Source organism: Streptomyces sp. NPDC048565, assembly GCF_040650935.1.
Taxonomy (GTDB): Bacteria; Actinomycetota; Actinomycetes; order Streptomycetales; family Streptomycetaceae; genus Streptomyces.
On the sequence record NZ_JBEZIH010000019.1, the window covers coordinates 52,009 to 66,495 of the forward strand.

Genomic DNA, 14,487 nt, shown 5'->3' on the forward strand with positions numbered 1-14,487 from the left:
CGGGGCTCCTTGCTCGGGGACCGCCCGGGGGCGGCGGGGGACGGGGGAGTCGTACGGCTGGACAACAGGGGGACGGCGGTCATGGGGTCCGCTCCGTGAGAACCAGTTCCATGGGGATGTCAGCGGTGGCCGTCACCGCTGACGGATCGAGGTCGGCCGGGGTCGGCATGACGCTTCCGGGCAGCTGCACCGCCGCGGCGCCGTGCGCCACCGCGGCCGACAGCGCCGCCCGTCCCGTTCCGCCCGCGGACAGGAATCCCGCGAGTGAGGCGTCGCCCGCGCCCACGTCGCTGCGGACGGCCTCCACCCGTGCCACGGCGAAGTGCGCGCCCGACGGCTCCACCAGCAGCTGGCCGACGGCACCCAGGCTGGCGAGCACCGACCTGGCGCCGAGCCCGCACAGCTCCTGCGCCGCCTTCAGCGCGTCACCGACCGTGGTGAGCGGGCGGCCCACTGCCTCGGCGAGCTCCTGGACGTTCGGCTTGATCACGTCCGGTCGCTCGCCCAGCGCGGCTACCAGCGCCGCCCCGGAGGTGTCCAGCGCGATCCGGACGCCGGCCCGGTGGCTGCGGGCCACCAGTTCGGCGTACCACTGCGGCGGCAGCCCGCGCGGGAGGCTTCCGCAGCAGGCGATCCAGTCCGCACCGGCCGACTTGTCGCGGACGGTGTCCAGCAGGCGTTCGGCCTCTGCCGGGGCGATCTCGGGGCCCGCCGCATTGACCTTGGTGAGTGTCCCGTCGGGTTCGACGAGGGTGACGTTGATACGGGTGCTGCCGGCGATCGGGACCCCGGCGGCCTCGATGCCGTGCTCTTCGAGCAGCCGCGCCAGCAGTGCGCCCTCGGGGCCGCCCAACGGCGCGACGGCCACCGTGCGGTGCCCGGCGGCGGCGACCGCCCGGGAGACGTTGACGCCCTTGCCGCCGGGGTCGACCCGGTCCGCGGTGGCCCGCAGAACGGCGCCACGGGTGAGCCCGGGAAGTTCGTACGTGCGGTCCAGGCTCGGATTGGGGGTGACGGTGAGGATCATGCGCGTACCACTTCCGTGCCCAGGCTCTCGATGGCCCGGGCGTCCTCGGGGCTCAGCCCCGTATCGGTGATCAGCAGGTCGACGTGGGAGAGATCCCCGAAGCGTGCGAAGTGCTCCTGACCTGACTTGCCCGAGTCGGCGAGGAGGACGACCCTGCGGGCCGCCGCGATCACGGCACGCTTCACGGCGGCCTCGGCCAGGTCAGGGGTGGTCAGGCCGCCATCGGGCGAGAAGCCGTTCGTGGCCAGGAAGACGACGTCGGCGTTGATCTCGGCGTACGCGCTCAGCGCCCAGGCGTCGACGGCCGCCCGGGTGCGGTGGCGGACCCTGCCGCCGACCAGATGCAGCGCGATTCCCGGGTGATCGGACAGCCGGGCGGCCACCGGCAGGGCGTGGGTGACCACGGTGAGGCGCGAGTCGATGGGGACGGCGGTCGCCAGTCTGGCGGTCGTCGTCCCGGCGTCGATGATGATGTTGCCCTCGGCCGGGAGCTCACCCAGAGCGGCTGCGGCGATCCGCTCCTTCTCGTCGGCCGCCACGGTGTCGCGCTCGGCGAGATCAGGCTCGAAACCGAGCCGGCCGGCCGGGATCGCGCCACCGTGCACCCGGCGGAGGAGCCCCGCCCGGTCGAGGGCCTTGAGGTCCCGCCGAACCGTTTCGGCCGTCACCTGGAACAGCTCGGCCAGGGACAGCACGTCGACGCGCCCGCTCTCGCGGGCGATGCGGAGGATCTCCTGCTGCCGCTCCGGTGCGTACATGTGGTTACGTTTCCGTTCATGCCCGAGTCTGTGGGTTCACCGGCAGACTACGGACATGCTTCGGGGAAGTAAACACATCCGGGCGAAGAGTGGGCGTGAACAGACTTCGGTAAAGGAAATACGACGGAATCGGAGCCGCTCAGCCGGCGCCGCGCGTGCCCCGCGAGCTCAGCGGCCGGGCCAGCAGGGGCACCCCCAGGTCCTGATGGCCGCCGCTCGCCTGCATGCGCACCTCGCCGCGCGGACTGATCTCGGCACGCACGATTCCCGTCTCGTCCGCGTAGACCGGATAACCGCCCGCACCGGAACGGGCCGTGAGGTGGACGACGACCGCGTCGTCCTCGGCGCCGCCCGCCTGAAAGATGAGTTCGTAACTCTCCGGGTAATCCATGACGACCTCCCGACCGGGCCTCGGCAGCAGCCGCTCGCCCCTCACCTCCATTGTTTCTCACCAGGGCGCAGGACGCTCCGGGAGCGCGGAACGGTGACCTTCGGTGACTGCGGATGCGGAAAGGGTGAGGCCGGGTGACCATCATCTGCAAGGGACCGGACGCGTGCTGTCAGCTTCGCACGGCCGCCCGTGACGCCAGGCGGCATCGCCGGCGCGATCGGACTTCGTCGGCGCGGGGCCCACGGGCTCCCGGCCGCCCTGTGGAGAGGAACTGCCGTGCTGATGGCCAATCCCGCAACGCTGCGGAATCTCGTCAAGCGCTACGAGACACTGCGGAGCGCCCATGCATGGCTGGGCACCTCCGAGAGCCGCCGTCAACTCGACGACGTGTCCTACACCCTCTGCGTCACCACCGGGACCAGGACCGTGCCCGACGCACTCGCCGCAGCGGCGGCCCAGTTGCGCGCTGTCCCGGCGGGACAGCACGCCACGGTGCCGGCCGCGGTGCAGCTGACCGCCTGACGCCGCACAGCATCCACAGGAACGGCGCCGGTCCGATCGGACCGGCGCCGTTCCTGTGTCCGGACACCATCGGGAGGCGGTCCGCCCGCCCCACGTGCCGAATGGGCGGACGGCACCGTCGAACGGGTGACACCCGGCGGTCGGACAACATGAGTGTTCGCGCGGGCGGCTAGGCATGTGAGCATGAGATTTGAGCCCCGCCGAAACAAGACCGTTTCCCCGCGTGCCCGCCGGCTCCGCGTCGCCGGCGGCGCCCTGTGCGCTGCTGCTCTTGCCGCCACCCTCGTGACCGGCTGCGGGCAGGACAGCGGTGACCAGACCTCCGCGTCGACCTCCGAGGCTGCGAAGGTCCTGCCGAACCAGACGACCAGCCCTTCCGGGAGCGTTTCGGGCAGTCCCTCCGAGACGGCGCAGCTGACCGAGGACCAGGCCAAGCGCAAGGAACTGCTGTCGACCGCCAAGATCACGTTCGACACGGCGGCCACGACGGCCGTCGGCGAGGTGTCGGGCGGCAAGCTGGCCGACCTGGACCTCGAAGGCCTCGACGACGATGACGCGAGCGGCAGCCCGAGCCCGAGCGGCAGCCCGAGCTCCACCGGCAGCCCGACCGGAGGCACGGGCCCCAGCCCCGAGGGCAGCGCGAGCCCGGGCGGTTCCGGCAGCCCCAGCCCGAGTGGCAGCGCCGGCGCCCCGAAGTGGGTGGCGAAGGTCGTCGAGGAGGACGGCACCGCCCACGACGTGACCATCGACGCCGTGTCCGGAGAGGTCATCGACTCCTCACCGGACGCCGATCAGAGCGACGCCGACAAGAAGAAGCTGGCGGACCAGATCTCCAAGGCGACGCAGACGCCCGCCCAGGCGGCCAAGGTCGCCACGGACAAGAAGCAGGGCAAGGTCACCTCGATCGGCCTCGACGAGAACGACAGCAAGGTCCTCGTCTGGCAGGTCGATGTGGTCTCCAAGGACTGGAAGAAGACCACCTTCGACGTGGACGCCGCCAAGGGCACCATCAAGGACGAGCAGGTCGACGACGACTGATCACAGCACCGACGGACTCATCGGTGGCGCACCGCGACGCGGTGCGCCACCGATGTGCTTTCCGGATGCGTGGAGGTGTGCGTTCCTGCGCACGCGGGTGTGCTTCCCGGTGCACCCGGTGCACCCGGACCGACGGGACGCCCCGGTTCACCCCGCCGCCTGCACCGTGTCCGCGAGGGCGAGGGTGAACCGCAGCCCGGGCCTGTCCATCAGCGTGATCCCGCCGGCCTCCACGAATCCCGTGCGGGCCAGCACCGTCCTCGAACCCGCGTTGTCCAGCGTCGTCCTGGCCCGGAGGGTGGTGAGGCCGTACTCCGTGAAGGCCGGCGCACACACCGCGCGCACCCCTGACGTGGCCAGCCCCCGTCCCGCGGCCCGCTCCGCGATCCGGTAGCCGAGCTCGGCCGAACCGTCCGCTACGTCGACGAGGTTGATCCTGCCCAGCACGGCCCCGTCACCGTCCGCCAGGATATGGAAGTGGCACAGCCCCGCCGCCTGTTCCTCGAGCAACTCGGCGTGCCGTGCGCCGAACCCCGCGAAGAAGTCGTCCCCACGGTCCGGGACCGAAGCGGCGAAGTAGGCGCGGTTCTCCTTCTCGAAGGCGAGCAGAGCGGGAGCGTGGTCGGGACGCAGACGTTCGAGGGAAGCCATCCGGGGACGGTACTCAGCCGCGGCGCTCGACGCGAGATACTTTTCCGGAAGGGCCGCCCGCGCGGTTCAGGGCGTGATTCCCACGTCCCCGAGGCGGCTCCACCTCTTCTCCTGAGCCCTGGTCATCGCGGGCCAGTGCGTCGCACCCGCCCGGGGGTTCACCCGTGAGGCATAGGGGGCCGGGCGATAGTCAGGACGGAAGAAGCACCCGGTTGCGTACTCGGCGTCGTAGGCGGGGCAGGACGAGGCGACCGAGGCCGCCGTCGGCTTTCGTCCCGTCCGCACCCAGTCGGACAAGGCCGAGACCGCACTGGCGTACTCGGCGGTGCTGAGGCCGCTGTGCTCGCCCTCCTGGGTGAAGGTCTGCACGAGACGACGGTCGCGGTGGGACCCCTTCAGGCTGTCTCGGTACGCCGCTTCGTGCTCGACGAAGGCGGTGGGGTCGTCGATGGCGTGCATGGTCAGCACAGGGACCGACACGGATCCGGTCACATCACTGTCGTAGGACAGGTCACGACGCGCGGAGGGGTCGGCGGAGAACCGCTCGACCCCGGCGTTCAGCGCGGCGTCGTCGTGCGACCCGCTGTAACGCACATGTTCGTTGCTGAAGGGGCTGCGCATACCGAGCCGACCCACGATGTCGCGGAAGGTGAAGGTCGCGAAGGAGAGATGCGATTCGAGGGTCCGCTCGGGAATCTTCGTGACCGCGAGGATGTCGTCGAGGTTCCGCTGCTGCAGGGACGTGCGGTCCGCCGGCTCCGAGGCGTAACCCGTGCACTCCTGCAGCCTGGATCGCAGGCCCGCACCGGTCATGGTCGAATCCTGGCGCAGTCCCATCCACAACGGGTACGACGGCTCCGACGGACGCGGGTGGTTGTGGCAGTAGTACTGATAGACGACGCGGAGGTCCACGCGGTAGTCGTAACCACGTGATCCGCCCGCGAGGACACCGTTCGTGAGGAGGGCGCCGTCGTAGGGCGCGCCGGCCCCGGACCCGTACATCTCGATGGTCTTCGCGGCCACGTTCCCGCCCCAGGACTGCCCATGGATCAGCGTGGTGCGCGGGGGCCCGAACTTCTCCGTGAACAGTCGGCGCAGATTCTCCGTGTCCGAGGCGGCCATCCTCGTCCCGTACCCGCCGCGGCGGTAGGCCGATCCCGCCCAGGCGTAGCCCTCGTCGACCATGACCGACCAGCGCGCCAGGTCCTCGGCGCTGCGCTGTGGGTCCGACTCCTCGCCCAGGTCGGGTCCGCCGTGGGCGTGCATCACCAGCGTTCCGTTCCACGTGTGGGGGATCGCGACGGTGTAGTGGGCGCCGTGGGGATCCTGACCGGAGTAGCACGTCGCCTTGGCCGCCAGGTCCCCGGGACAGGGGACCGCACCCGGCGCTCCTGCCGCCGACGACTGGGCGGGGCCGATGAGACCGGCTGCGAGGATCCCCGCGACACAGCCCGCGGTCACCGTCGCCATCCTTCCGCGTGAACGCCGTCGTCCGAGAAAAGCGATCACGGTATTGCTCCCTGGCTTCTTGCTCCGATACATGCGGGCCGATGCTAGCCACGCCCATGACATGCACCAGAGTTCGCGTCATTGCGTTCATATCGTTTACCGACGGCCGCCCGGTCGCGCACCCGTACGAACGGTGACCTCCGCCTCCTTCGCGCGTTGTACAGGGCATGCCCTCCGCCTCGTCCTGCACGACCCCCGCCACCGCCGCGCCGGTGGTGAAACCGAAGCCCTTCCTGCTGACGCCCTGCCAGGGAGAGGCCGCCCGCGCGCTCATGGCGTACGTGGGCTCGCTGCCGCTGAAGGGAGCCGATGCGCAGCTCCTCGCGGTCGTCGTCACCATCCGGGCGGCCCGGAGCGGCGTCGGCAACCTCACCGGCCAGGACGTCCGTTCCCTGCGTCTGGCCGACCCGGAGGGAGCGGTCGGCGCCTTCGCCGCTCTGGGCTGGCAGCGGCAGGAGGCCCTGCTCGGCGAGGACCTCGTGACCCCTGTCGGGGTCCTGGTTCCTGACCTCTCCGGACGGCCGGACCCGCCGCTGCCCTTCGGTAAGGTGATGCGGTCCAGGGTGTCGGGCTGGACGCTGCGGACCATGTCGGCCAAGCCGGTCAAGAAGGCCTCGACCGCCGCGCGGCTGGCCGCGCTGTTCCTGGCCGCCCATGGCCCGGCCGATGAGTACGGCACGCTGCCCGCCCACCTGCCCGACGAGTGCCTGGCCGTTCTGCCCGAACTCCTCGACAAGGGCTTTCTGGCGGAGTTGGACGGTGACCGGTATCTGCTGTCCGAAGCAGTCCGCCATCTGTCGGGAACACGCCCCCCGTCCGACACCCCGCCCCGGGTGCGCGACGAGCCGGAGGCCGAACAGCTGAGCTGGGACGCGTGGAAGGACCGGGCGAGCGTGGCGCTGCGACGGCACGTCGAGGCGGTCGAACGCTGCCCCGACTGCGCCCTGTCCACGGCCCTGGTCTCCGAGGCGTTCATGCGCAAGGCGGTCCCCGCCCAGTTCGGGGAGAAGGTGCGTCGGGCGTACGACACCTGGGAGGTCAGGTATCCCCACCAGGGCCCCGCCGCTGCCGAGTTCACCGCCGTCTTCCGTGCCGCGCACGGTCACGGACCCTCCGTCAAACAGCTGTGCACGGGGATGGGCTGGGGGAAGATGTCACGCGAGCTGCGGATCCACGTCATCCGCAGGCTGATCGCCGACGGGTGGCTGATGAACACCGACCCGGTGCCCTGGACCCTGCGCCCGGGCAAGGCCGCCGCCCGGAACGGCGTGTCAGGGACCTCCGGCGCGACAGCCGGGGCCGTGCCTCCACGCTGAGTGCCCTCCGTCCCGGTCGAGTTACGTACGGCCACCTCCCAACTCGTGGCGTCCGTAGGGTTCAAGGAGTTTGTGCTGGGCATGCCAGGCGTAGCGCGCGTGCCCCCCCCCACAGACACGCGCCGACCTGGAGGACATAGTGAAGAGCAAGGCACCGCTCCGTAAAGCCGCTGTCGTCATGGCCAGTGCCGTCGCACTGGTCATCACCTCGGCAAGCAGCGCGCTCGCCGCCCCACCGGCCGCGCTGCCCGCCGACGCGGACGCGATCGAGCAGACGTTCCAACCGGCGTACGACTACGACACGGACGGCTGCTACCAGACGTCCGCGATCGGCCCCGACGGGACGATCGCCGAAGGCCTCAACACCACGGGCGCGATCAACGGAAACTGCCGTGACCAGGAGGACCTGGACAACACCAACGGCTATGCCCGCTCCCTGTGCAACAACGGCTGGTGCGCGGTCATCTACGGGTCCTACTTCGAGAAGGACCAGGCGGTGGCCGGCAGCGGGCTCGGCGGGCACCGCCACGACTGGGAGCACGTCGTGGTGTGGATCCAGGACAACGAGGCCCGCTATGTGGCCACTTCCGCCCACGGGAACTTCGACGTCTACCCCAGTGACCAGATCAGGTGGGACGGGACCCATCCGAAGGTCGTCTATCACAAGGACGGTGCGAGCACCCACTGCTTCCGCCCCGCCAACTCCAACGACGAGCCGCCGGAGAACCATTACCACGACTGGCGGTTCCCGGCGCTCGTCGGCTGGGAGGGCTACCCGGACGGCCTGAGGGACAAGTTGGTCGAGGCAGACTTCGGGAGTGCGGTCTTCGGCCTCAAGGACGGCAACTTCGCCGCCCACCTGGAGAAGGCACTGCCCCCGGACATCCCCTTCGACCCGAACGGATGATCCGGACGAAAGACCCTAGGTCGCCGCCTGGGAGCTGTCCCGGAAACCACCCCATCCGTGCCAGCGGTCGATCTCGATCCAGGCGTTGACCCGGGCGCGCTCGCGGTCCGCGTACGGCTGGCCGAGGTACTGCTGGGACAGCCGGTCGATGCCGGCCAGACCCTCGTCGTCGCTCATCTCGACGACGCGTCCGATCAGGGTCACATGCGTGTACCAGTCGGAGTCGTCGATCACTGTCAGAGTGACACGGGGGTCGCGGCGCACATGGTCGAGCCGCTTGCGGCCCTCGTCCATGTTGACCAGCACCCGGCCGTCGTCCCAGAGGTACCAGGTGGCCGTGGACACCGGCTGCCCGTCCGACCTGAGGGTGGCGATCACGGCCGGGTTGGGCTTGCGCAGCATGGCGACCGCGGCGTCGGGAAGGGGCGGCTTCGACATGTTCTCTCCTCTGTCTCGTGCTGCGCCCTTGTGTGGCGGTGAACCACCGGACGGATGCGAGGGCGCGTGTCCACGCTGCCACACGAGCGGTGCGGCGGCCGGGACCGCCCCCACGCTGCGCGTCCGATTGTCGGTGGTGGCTGTGATGCTGGAGGCATGGACGAACTGATGAGAAGGCGCGTCTACGGCGCCGATCACGACGACCCCGATCCGGGCCCCCGCCCCGGGCACGTCTACGTGGAACTGGTGGGCGGCCCGCTGGACGGGCTGCTCCTGGACGTGACCGGCTGGCCCGAGGACCGCCTCGCCGTGGGCGCGGTGCTCGGCACGGAGCTCGGGAAGTTCGGCGCGGGAGGGCGCGCCGTGTACGCGCCTGTGGTGGCCGCCCCCGGGCGCTGGGCCTGGGAGGCGGACAGTCCGTGAGCCGTCCGCCGGCACGGGGCGGTCAGGGGTGTGGCTCGCGGCGCCCGGTGGCGAGTACCAGGAGGCCGTCGCCTTCCCGGCTGCTGGACCTCGTCGCGGCGTGGGTGCCGGACGTGTCCTGACGGCGGACGTGGTGGGGCCCGGCCGACCGGGTCGCTTCAGCAGGCCGGTGCGTCCTGGAGCTGTTCGCGGTAGGTGCGGGCCGTCAGGATGAGCGCGTCGAGTGCGTCCCGGGTGGCTGCGAGGTCGGTGATGTGCCGGCTGAGCCGGTCGCGCTCCTGTGTCATCCGCTCGACGGCCGCGTCGGAGTTGTCCTGGCTCGGCGAATCCACGCACGGGAGCAGTTCGCTGATGGTGCGGCTGGAGAGGCCCGCCGCGTACATCCGCTGGATGAAGCGGACCCGCTCGGGCTGGTCGTCCGTGTAATGCCGCTGCCCACTGCTGCTGCGGGTGCTGGCGAGCAGCCCCTGCTCCTCGTAGTAGCGCAGGGACCTGACGCTTACCCCTGTCCGTGCTGCGAGCTCCCCGATGCGCATGGACCCTCCCTGTCACCCGCGACCTGTGGCGTGCGTCACGGCTCTTGCCTCTGACATTGATGTGAGGTTTTAGCGTAATCGATGTGCCCGGCGAGCGGGCACGAAGCCGACACCAGGGGAGTTCTCGACATGACGGACCTGTTCCACAGCTATCAGCTCGGCGACCTGAAGCTGCCCAACCGGGCGGTGATGGCCCCGATGACGCGGGTCCGAGCTGCGGCGGGCGGCCTCGCCACCCCGTCGATGGCGTCGTACTACGCCCAGCGGGCCACGGCCGGACTGATCGTGAGCGAAGGGGTGCAGCCGAGCCTGATCGGGCAGTCCAACCCCGGCACACCGGGGCTGCACACCGACGAGCAGGTGGCCGCATGGCGTCCGGTGACCTCCGCGGTCCATGCGAACGGCGGACGGATCTTCGCGCAGCTCATGCACGGTGGCCGGGTGTCGCACCCGGACACCACCGGTGCGCAGCCGGTCGGGCCCTCCGCGGTCGCGGCCGTGGGTGACGTGTTCACCCCCACGGGGCCCCAGCCCGCTCCGCTCCCGCGTGCTCTGGAAACCGCGGAGGTGGGGGAGCACGCCCTGGCGTACGCGAGCGCTGCCCGCCGTGCCGTTGACGCCGGCTTCGACGGAGTGGAACTGCACGGCGCCAACGGCTACCTGATCTCACAGTTCCTCTCGTCGAACGCCAACCTGCGCACGGACTCCTACGGGGGTTCGGTGGCCAACCGCATCCGGTTCGCGGTGGAGGCCGTCTCCGCGACCGTGCAGGCGGTCGGAGCGGCGAGGACCGGCATACGTCTGTCCCCGGGCGGTGGCTTCTGGGGCGTCGAGGAGACCGACGCCCCCGAGCTCAACGCCGCGCTGCTGGCGGAGCTGGCACGGCTGGAGGTGGCCTACGTACACCTTGAGGCCACGGCCGGCGAAGAGGTGCTGCTGGGTCTGCGGCGAGCCTGGCCCGGGACCTTGATCATGAATCCGGTGTTCCCCATGGGGCCCAAGCAGACCGGCCGGGAGGAAGCGGACCACTGGCTCTCGCTCGGGGCGGACCTGATCGGCTTCGGCCGTGCGTTCATCGCCAACCCCGACCTCGTGGAGCGACTGCGGTCCCAGCTGCCGATCGCCCCCGTCGACGAGGCCACGTACTACCAGGGAGGCGACGCCGGCTATCTGACCTACCCCGCCTACCAGCACACCGCTTGAGCCGGCGGCGGCCCGTCCGCGCCCGGCCCGCGCCACCCAGGCGTCGGACCGCGCGCCGAAGTCCGCCGCCGAACGGATCCCGGACGCCGGGCTCGGGACGGCGTCGTCGGGGGCAGGACCTCGTCGTCGGGAGCGGGACCTCGGCCTGCCTGACGTCCCGGTCGTTCGTGGCGACGGCGACCGTCTGCCGCTCGCCTCCAGGTCCGTCGACGTCCTCACTCCACCCGCTGTGACCATGCCTGCGGCCCGTCGGTCAGCCGTCGAGGTGGCCGAAGGCAGAACCGGGACGCCATGGCCGGGCCGGGCTCCACCGCGACGACGCGAGCACCACGGGCATGAAGAAGCGCCGTCGCGAGCCCGGTGCCCGCACCGATGTCGGCGACATCGGCGCCTCGCAACGGGCGCCCGGCGAGATCCTCGACCGCGTCGAACAGCTCGGGCGGATACGAAGGGCGGTGCGCGGCGTAGGCGGAGGCGGCCCGGTCGAAGGAGCGGGCCTGTGGAGTGGTCGTCATACGGCGATTCTGTCGAACACAGGGGCCGCACGTGCGACGGTCTGCCGAATGTCCGGGCGGGCCTGATCCACGCGTGCCGGGGCACATGTGTTCCAACGACAGAAGGAGCTACGTCATGCTGGGTATAGCCGCAGCAGTGCTGTTCTTCATCGCCTTTCTGATCAACGCCGCCGACATCGTGACGAACGACGTCTTCACCTCGACGAACGTCATGCTCCTGGGCCTGGTCGTCCTGGCCCTGCATGTCGCCGGCATCGGCAACGGGCGGCGCGTCGGCCGGCGGTGACCACCGGCCGGGTGTGTGGGGACGACAATGTGCCCATGCGTATTCGACCGGTGGACATCGACGAACTACCGCTGCTCCAGGACATCGAGCGAGCCGCCGGACAGTGCTTCCGCGACATCGGAATGCCCGAGATCGCCGAGGACGAGCCACTCCCGACCGGTGAGCTGGCGCGCTACCGGAGGAACGGCCTGGCCTGGGTGGCCGCCGACGCGGCAGATGCTCCGGTGGCCTACCTGATCGCGGAACACGTGGACGGGAACCTCCACGTGGAACAGGTTTCGGTCCACCCCGACCAGGCACGTCGCGCGGTCGGACGCGCCTTGCTGGACCACCTCGCGCACCACGCCGCAGCCGGCGGCGTGCCCGCGCTCACCCTCACCACGTTCGCCGACGTCCCGTGGAACGCGCCCTACTACGCGCGCCTCGGATTCCGCCCGCTGGACGACGGCGAGCTCGGTCCTGGCCTGCGGGAGGTCCGCCGGGCGGAAGCCGCTCACGGCCTGGACCGGTGGCCGAGAGTCCCTATGCGCAGAGATCTGCTGCGGGGGTAGCGGGCCCGGTGTGCCCGCAGGAGTGGTGCGCCCGGATGAGCCGCTCTAGAGCTCGTCCCCGAACGCCCCTGCCAGCTCACGCCACTCCGCGAGCGGCAGGCCCCCGCCACCCTCGTCGGCGGTGAGGATCTGGAGAGCCACGTGGTCGGCGCCGGCGTCGAGGTACTCCTGGGTCCTGGCCTTCACACGCTCGGCGTCACCCAGGGCGAAGAGCGCGTCGAGGAGACGGGCGCTGCCACCGGCGTCGAAGTCGCTCTCCGCGAACCCCAGACGCAGCAGGTTGGCGGTGTAGTTGGGCAGCTGGAGGTACATCGTCAGCATGTTCCGCGCGGTGGTACGGGCCCGGTCGGCGTCGGTGTCGAGAACCACCGACAGCTCCGGCGCGAGCATGGCGTCGGGCCCCAGCGCCGCACGCGCCTCCGCGGTGTGCTCCGCCGTGACGAGATAGGGGTGCGCCCCCAGCGCCCGGTCGGTGGCGAGTTTCAGCATCTTCGGGCCGAGCGCGGCGAGGACCCTGCTTCCTGGGCCCACCGGCGGGCCGGCGGCATCGAGCGCGTCGAGATAGGTGACCATCGCGCTGTACGGCTTCGAGTACTGCGGCACCATCGGGCCGTGGCTGACGCCCAGTCCGAGCACGAACCGCCCGCGTGCGCTCGCGTCGATCGCGGCGATGCCCGCCGCCACCTCCTCGGCGGGATGGTCCCAGATGCTCAGGATGCCGGTGGCCACGGTGATCCTGTGGGTGGCCGCCACGACGGCTGCGGCGTCCCCGATCGAGGGGCTGCCTCCGATCCAGAGCGTGCCGTACCCCAGCTCCTCCAGCTCGGCGACCGCTTCCCCGATCGCCTGCTTGCCCGTGTCGTCCGTACGCGACCCGTGCAGGGCACCGCTCCAGATGCCAACCCGTCCGAATGCCTCGCGTGTCTCGGAAGTCCTTGTCTCAGAAGTCATAGTGAGATCAACAGCGCCCCGTACCCGCTATTCCCAGCAGGGCGGAGTTCACCCGAACGGGGCCATGTGCGTCGGTGACACCCCGGCCGGAGGCGGACCGGAGCTTCCCCCGGAGTTGCCGTTCCGCGTACGTTCACGGTGTCCTTGCTGTGGGGCCTCGTGCGGGCCGAACCCTCAGGATTGGCTTCACGGTGTCCAGCTTGCCGCAACAGACGAGGCACACATGTCCCTGAGGCACACAGCCGCCGGCCTGGCCCTACTTCTCCCCACGCTCGCTGTTCCTGCGACTGCGCAGGCGGCCGCGCCGCCCCTTGGGCATGAACCGGTTCACGGCGCCGGCTTCGACCTGCAGGCCCACCGCGGCGGCCTCGGGATGACCACGGAGGAGTCCCTCGAAGGCTTCGCCAAGGCGATACGCCTGGGTGTCAGCACCCTGGAGCTGGATACCCAGATCACCAAGGACCGGAAAGTGGTCGTGACGCACGACCGGCAGGTCAGCGCCGAGAAGTGTGAGGACACCGGTTCGCTGACACCGGGTGACCCGGTGTACCCGTACGTCGGCAAGTACATCAAGGACCTGACACTCGCCCAGATCAAGAGCATGGACTGCGGCTATCAGCAGTTGCCCGGCTTCCCCGAACAGGAACAGATCAAGGGCATGCGCATGGCCGAACTCAAGGACGTCCTCAACCTGGTGAGGAGGTACGACGCCAAGCGGATCAAGCTGAACATCGAGGTGAAGGTGGAGGCCGGAGCACCCGAGCAGACCGCCCCGCGCAAGCTGTTCGTACGTCGGGTCCAGGAGGAGATCCGCCGCTCCGGCATCGAGAGGCAGGTGACCGTGCAGTCGTTCGACTGGGGCGCGCTGAAGGAGATGCACAAGGTCGCCCCGACCTACCCTCTGGTGGCGCTGACGAACCATGACTTCCTGGAGGTGGGGAAGCCGGGAGCCTCACCCTGGCTCGGAGGCATCGACGCCGATGACTACGACGGAGACTTCGTGCGGGCCGCGGCGTCCATCGCGGGTGTGACCGCACTGTCCCCGAACTATGGGTTCCCGCAGGACGGCACGATCGCGGATCCGGACTTTCGGTTCTACCCCGACAAGAAGATGATGCGCGAAGCGCACCGGCGCGGACTGAAGGTCATCCCCTGGACCTGCGACGACCCGGCGACGGTCGAGGCACTCATGGACCTGGGCATCGACGGAATCATCACCGACTACCCCGACCGCGTACGGGACATCATGGCTGCGCGTGGGATGCCTCTGCCCGTCTCGTACCCGGCGCCTCGCCACCGATGACGGAGAAGGACCTCCGTCGCCGGGAGCCGCGGAGACCGCGGGCCGGCCGAGGCAGCCGCGAGGCGGAGTGTGACACGCCTCCCGGCCGCCGCCGGCGGCACCACCACAGATGTGTGTGCCGGGCTCCGGTCCGCGCCGGACGGGTTCACGGCCATGGAGCCG

At 70.4% G+C, this 14,487-nt stretch carries 17 protein-coding genes and 1 pseudogene; 9 read left to right on the forward strand and 9 right to left on the reverse strand.

The genetic code is table 11. From position 1 onward, the window contains the following. Positions 1-79: 79 nt before the first annotated feature. The 3 genes from pfkB to AB0C75_RS22630 all read right to left on the reverse strand — a co-directional run bounded on the left by pfkB (position 80) and on the right by AB0C75_RS22630 (position 2,176). A complete protein-coding gene (gene pfkB / locus AB0C75_RS22620) occupies positions 80-1,027 on the reverse strand; it encodes a 1-phosphofructokinase (protein ID WP_362893493.1) in 948 nt (315 codons plus the stop codon). After that, positions 1,024-1,785, reverse strand: coding sequence for a DeoR/GlpR family DNA-binding transcription regulator (locus AB0C75_RS22625; protein WP_362893494.1), 762 nt, complete (start codon positions 1,783-1,785; stop codon positions 1,024-1,026). The genes pfkB and AB0C75_RS22625 overlap by 4 nt, the downstream gene beginning before the upstream one ends. 139 nt (positions 1,786-1,924) lie before the next feature. Next, positions 1,925-2,176: a DUF6296 family protein gene (locus tag AB0C75_RS22630; protein ID WP_362893495.1), complete on the reverse strand. Its 252-nt coding sequence runs from the start codon at positions 2,174-2,176 to the stop codon at positions 1,925-1,927. Positions 2,177-2,452: 276 nt separating this feature from the next. On the opposite strand from AB0C75_RS22630, the gene AB0C75_RS22635 reads away from it, so the two are divergent. Together AB0C75_RS22635 and AB0C75_RS22640 are read left to right on the forward strand one after the other, a co-directional pair. Beyond that, complete coding sequence (locus AB0C75_RS22635; RefSeq protein WP_362893496.1) at positions 2,453-2,698, forward strand: DUF5133 domain-containing protein; 246 nt, start codon at positions 2,453-2,455, stop codon at positions 2,696-2,698. 183 nt (positions 2,699-2,881) lie between these two features. Continuing rightward, the gene (locus tag AB0C75_RS22640; RefSeq protein ID WP_362893497.1) at positions 2,882-3,736 is read left to right on the forward strand and encodes a PepSY domain-containing protein; all 855 of its coding nucleotides are present in this window, start codon (positions 2,882-2,884) and stop codon (positions 3,734-3,736) included. Positions 3,737-3,883: 147 nt separating this feature from the next. Here the strand turns inward: AB0C75_RS22640 and AB0C75_RS22645 are convergent, their stop codons facing one another. Both AB0C75_RS22645 and AB0C75_RS22650 read right to left on the reverse strand, forming a co-directional pair. After that, positions 3,884-4,387 carry a GNAT family N-acetyltransferase gene (locus AB0C75_RS22645; RefSeq protein WP_362893498.1) on the reverse strand — a complete coding sequence of 168 codons (504 nt, stop codon included), beginning with the start codon at positions 4,385-4,387 and terminating at the stop codon, positions 3,884-3,886. A 66-nt stretch (positions 4,388-4,453) separates the two neighbouring features. Further along, the gene (locus AB0C75_RS22650; RefSeq protein ID WP_362893499.1) at positions 4,454-5,857 is read right to left on the reverse strand and encodes a hypothetical protein; all 1,404 of its coding nucleotides are present in this window, start codon (positions 5,855-5,857) and stop codon (positions 4,454-4,456) included. A 206-nt stretch (positions 5,858-6,063) separates the two neighbouring features. Here AB0C75_RS22650 and AB0C75_RS22655 point away from each other — a divergent pair, with 206 nt between their 5' ends. Both AB0C75_RS22655 and AB0C75_RS22660 read left to right on the forward strand, forming a co-directional pair. Next, positions 6,064-7,212: a hypothetical protein gene (locus AB0C75_RS22655; RefSeq protein WP_362893500.1), complete on the forward strand. Its 1,149-nt coding sequence runs from the start codon at positions 6,064-6,066 to the stop codon at positions 7,210-7,212. 139 nt (positions 7,213-7,351) lie between these two features. Then, positions 7,352-8,119, forward strand: a complete 768-nt coding sequence (locus AB0C75_RS22660; RefSeq protein WP_362893501.1) for an NPP1 family protein — start codon at positions 7,352-7,354, stop codon at positions 8,117-8,119. 15 nt (positions 8,120-8,134) lie between these two features. Here AB0C75_RS22660 and AB0C75_RS22665 read toward each other — a convergent pair whose 3' ends face one another. Next, entirely contained in the window at positions 8,135-8,557 is a 423-nt protein-coding gene (locus AB0C75_RS22665; RefSeq protein ID WP_362893502.1) for a PPOX class F420-dependent oxidoreductase, read from the reverse strand. A gap of 156 nt (positions 8,558-8,713) precedes the next feature. Between AB0C75_RS22665 and AB0C75_RS22670 the strand changes: the two genes are divergently transcribed. Then, positions 8,714-8,980: a hypothetical protein gene (locus tag AB0C75_RS22670; protein WP_362893503.1), complete on the forward strand. Its 267-nt coding sequence runs from the start codon at positions 8,714-8,716 to the stop codon at positions 8,978-8,980. A 158-nt stretch (positions 8,981-9,138) separates the two neighbouring features. On the opposite strand, the gene AB0C75_RS22675 is transcribed toward AB0C75_RS22670, so the two are convergent. Next, positions 9,139-9,516, reverse strand: a complete 378-nt coding sequence (locus AB0C75_RS22675) for a MerR family transcriptional regulator (RefSeq protein ID WP_362893504.1) — start codon at positions 9,514-9,516, stop codon at positions 9,139-9,141. Between the two features lie 129 nt (positions 9,517-9,645). Here AB0C75_RS22675 and AB0C75_RS22680 point away from each other — a divergent pair, with 129 nt between their 5' ends. After that, entirely contained in the window at positions 9,646-10,719 is a 1,074-nt protein-coding gene (locus tag AB0C75_RS22680) for an alkene reductase (protein WP_362893505.1), read from the forward strand. Between the two features lie 278 nt (positions 10,720-10,997). On the opposite strand, the pseudogene AB0C75_RS22685 reads toward AB0C75_RS22680, so the two are convergent. After that, positions 10,998-11,234 (reverse strand): annotated as a pseudogene (locus tag AB0C75_RS22685) (SAM-dependent methyltransferase); the annotation flags it as partial. Positions 11,235-11,349: 115 nt separating this feature from the next. On the opposite strand from AB0C75_RS22685, the gene AB0C75_RS22690 reads away from it, so the two are divergent. Together AB0C75_RS22690 and AB0C75_RS22695 are read left to right on the forward strand one after the other, a co-directional pair. Then, positions 11,350-11,520, forward strand: coding sequence for a hypothetical protein (locus AB0C75_RS22690; RefSeq protein ID WP_362893506.1), 171 nt, complete (start codon positions 11,350-11,352; stop codon positions 11,518-11,520). Positions 11,521-11,555: 35 nt separating this feature from the next. Further along, positions 11,556-12,071 carry a GNAT family N-acetyltransferase gene (locus AB0C75_RS22695; RefSeq protein WP_362893507.1) on the forward strand — a complete coding sequence of 172 codons (516 nt, stop codon included), beginning with the start codon at positions 11,556-11,558 and terminating at the stop codon, positions 12,069-12,071. Positions 12,072-12,116: 45 nt separating this feature from the next. Here the strand turns inward: AB0C75_RS22695 and AB0C75_RS22700 are convergent, their stop codons facing one another. Continuing rightward, complete coding sequence (locus AB0C75_RS22700; protein WP_362893508.1) at positions 12,117-13,022, reverse strand: LLM class F420-dependent oxidoreductase; 906 nt, start codon at positions 13,020-13,022, stop codon at positions 12,117-12,119. 223 nt (positions 13,023-13,245) lie between these two features. Here AB0C75_RS22700 and AB0C75_RS22705 point away from each other — a divergent pair, with 223 nt between their 5' ends. Then, positions 13,246-14,325 carry a glycerophosphodiester phosphodiesterase family protein gene (locus AB0C75_RS22705; protein WP_362893509.1) on the forward strand — a complete coding sequence of 360 codons (1,080 nt, stop codon included), beginning with the start codon at positions 13,246-13,248 and terminating at the stop codon, positions 14,323-14,325. Positions 14,326-14,487 lie beyond the last annotated feature (162 nt).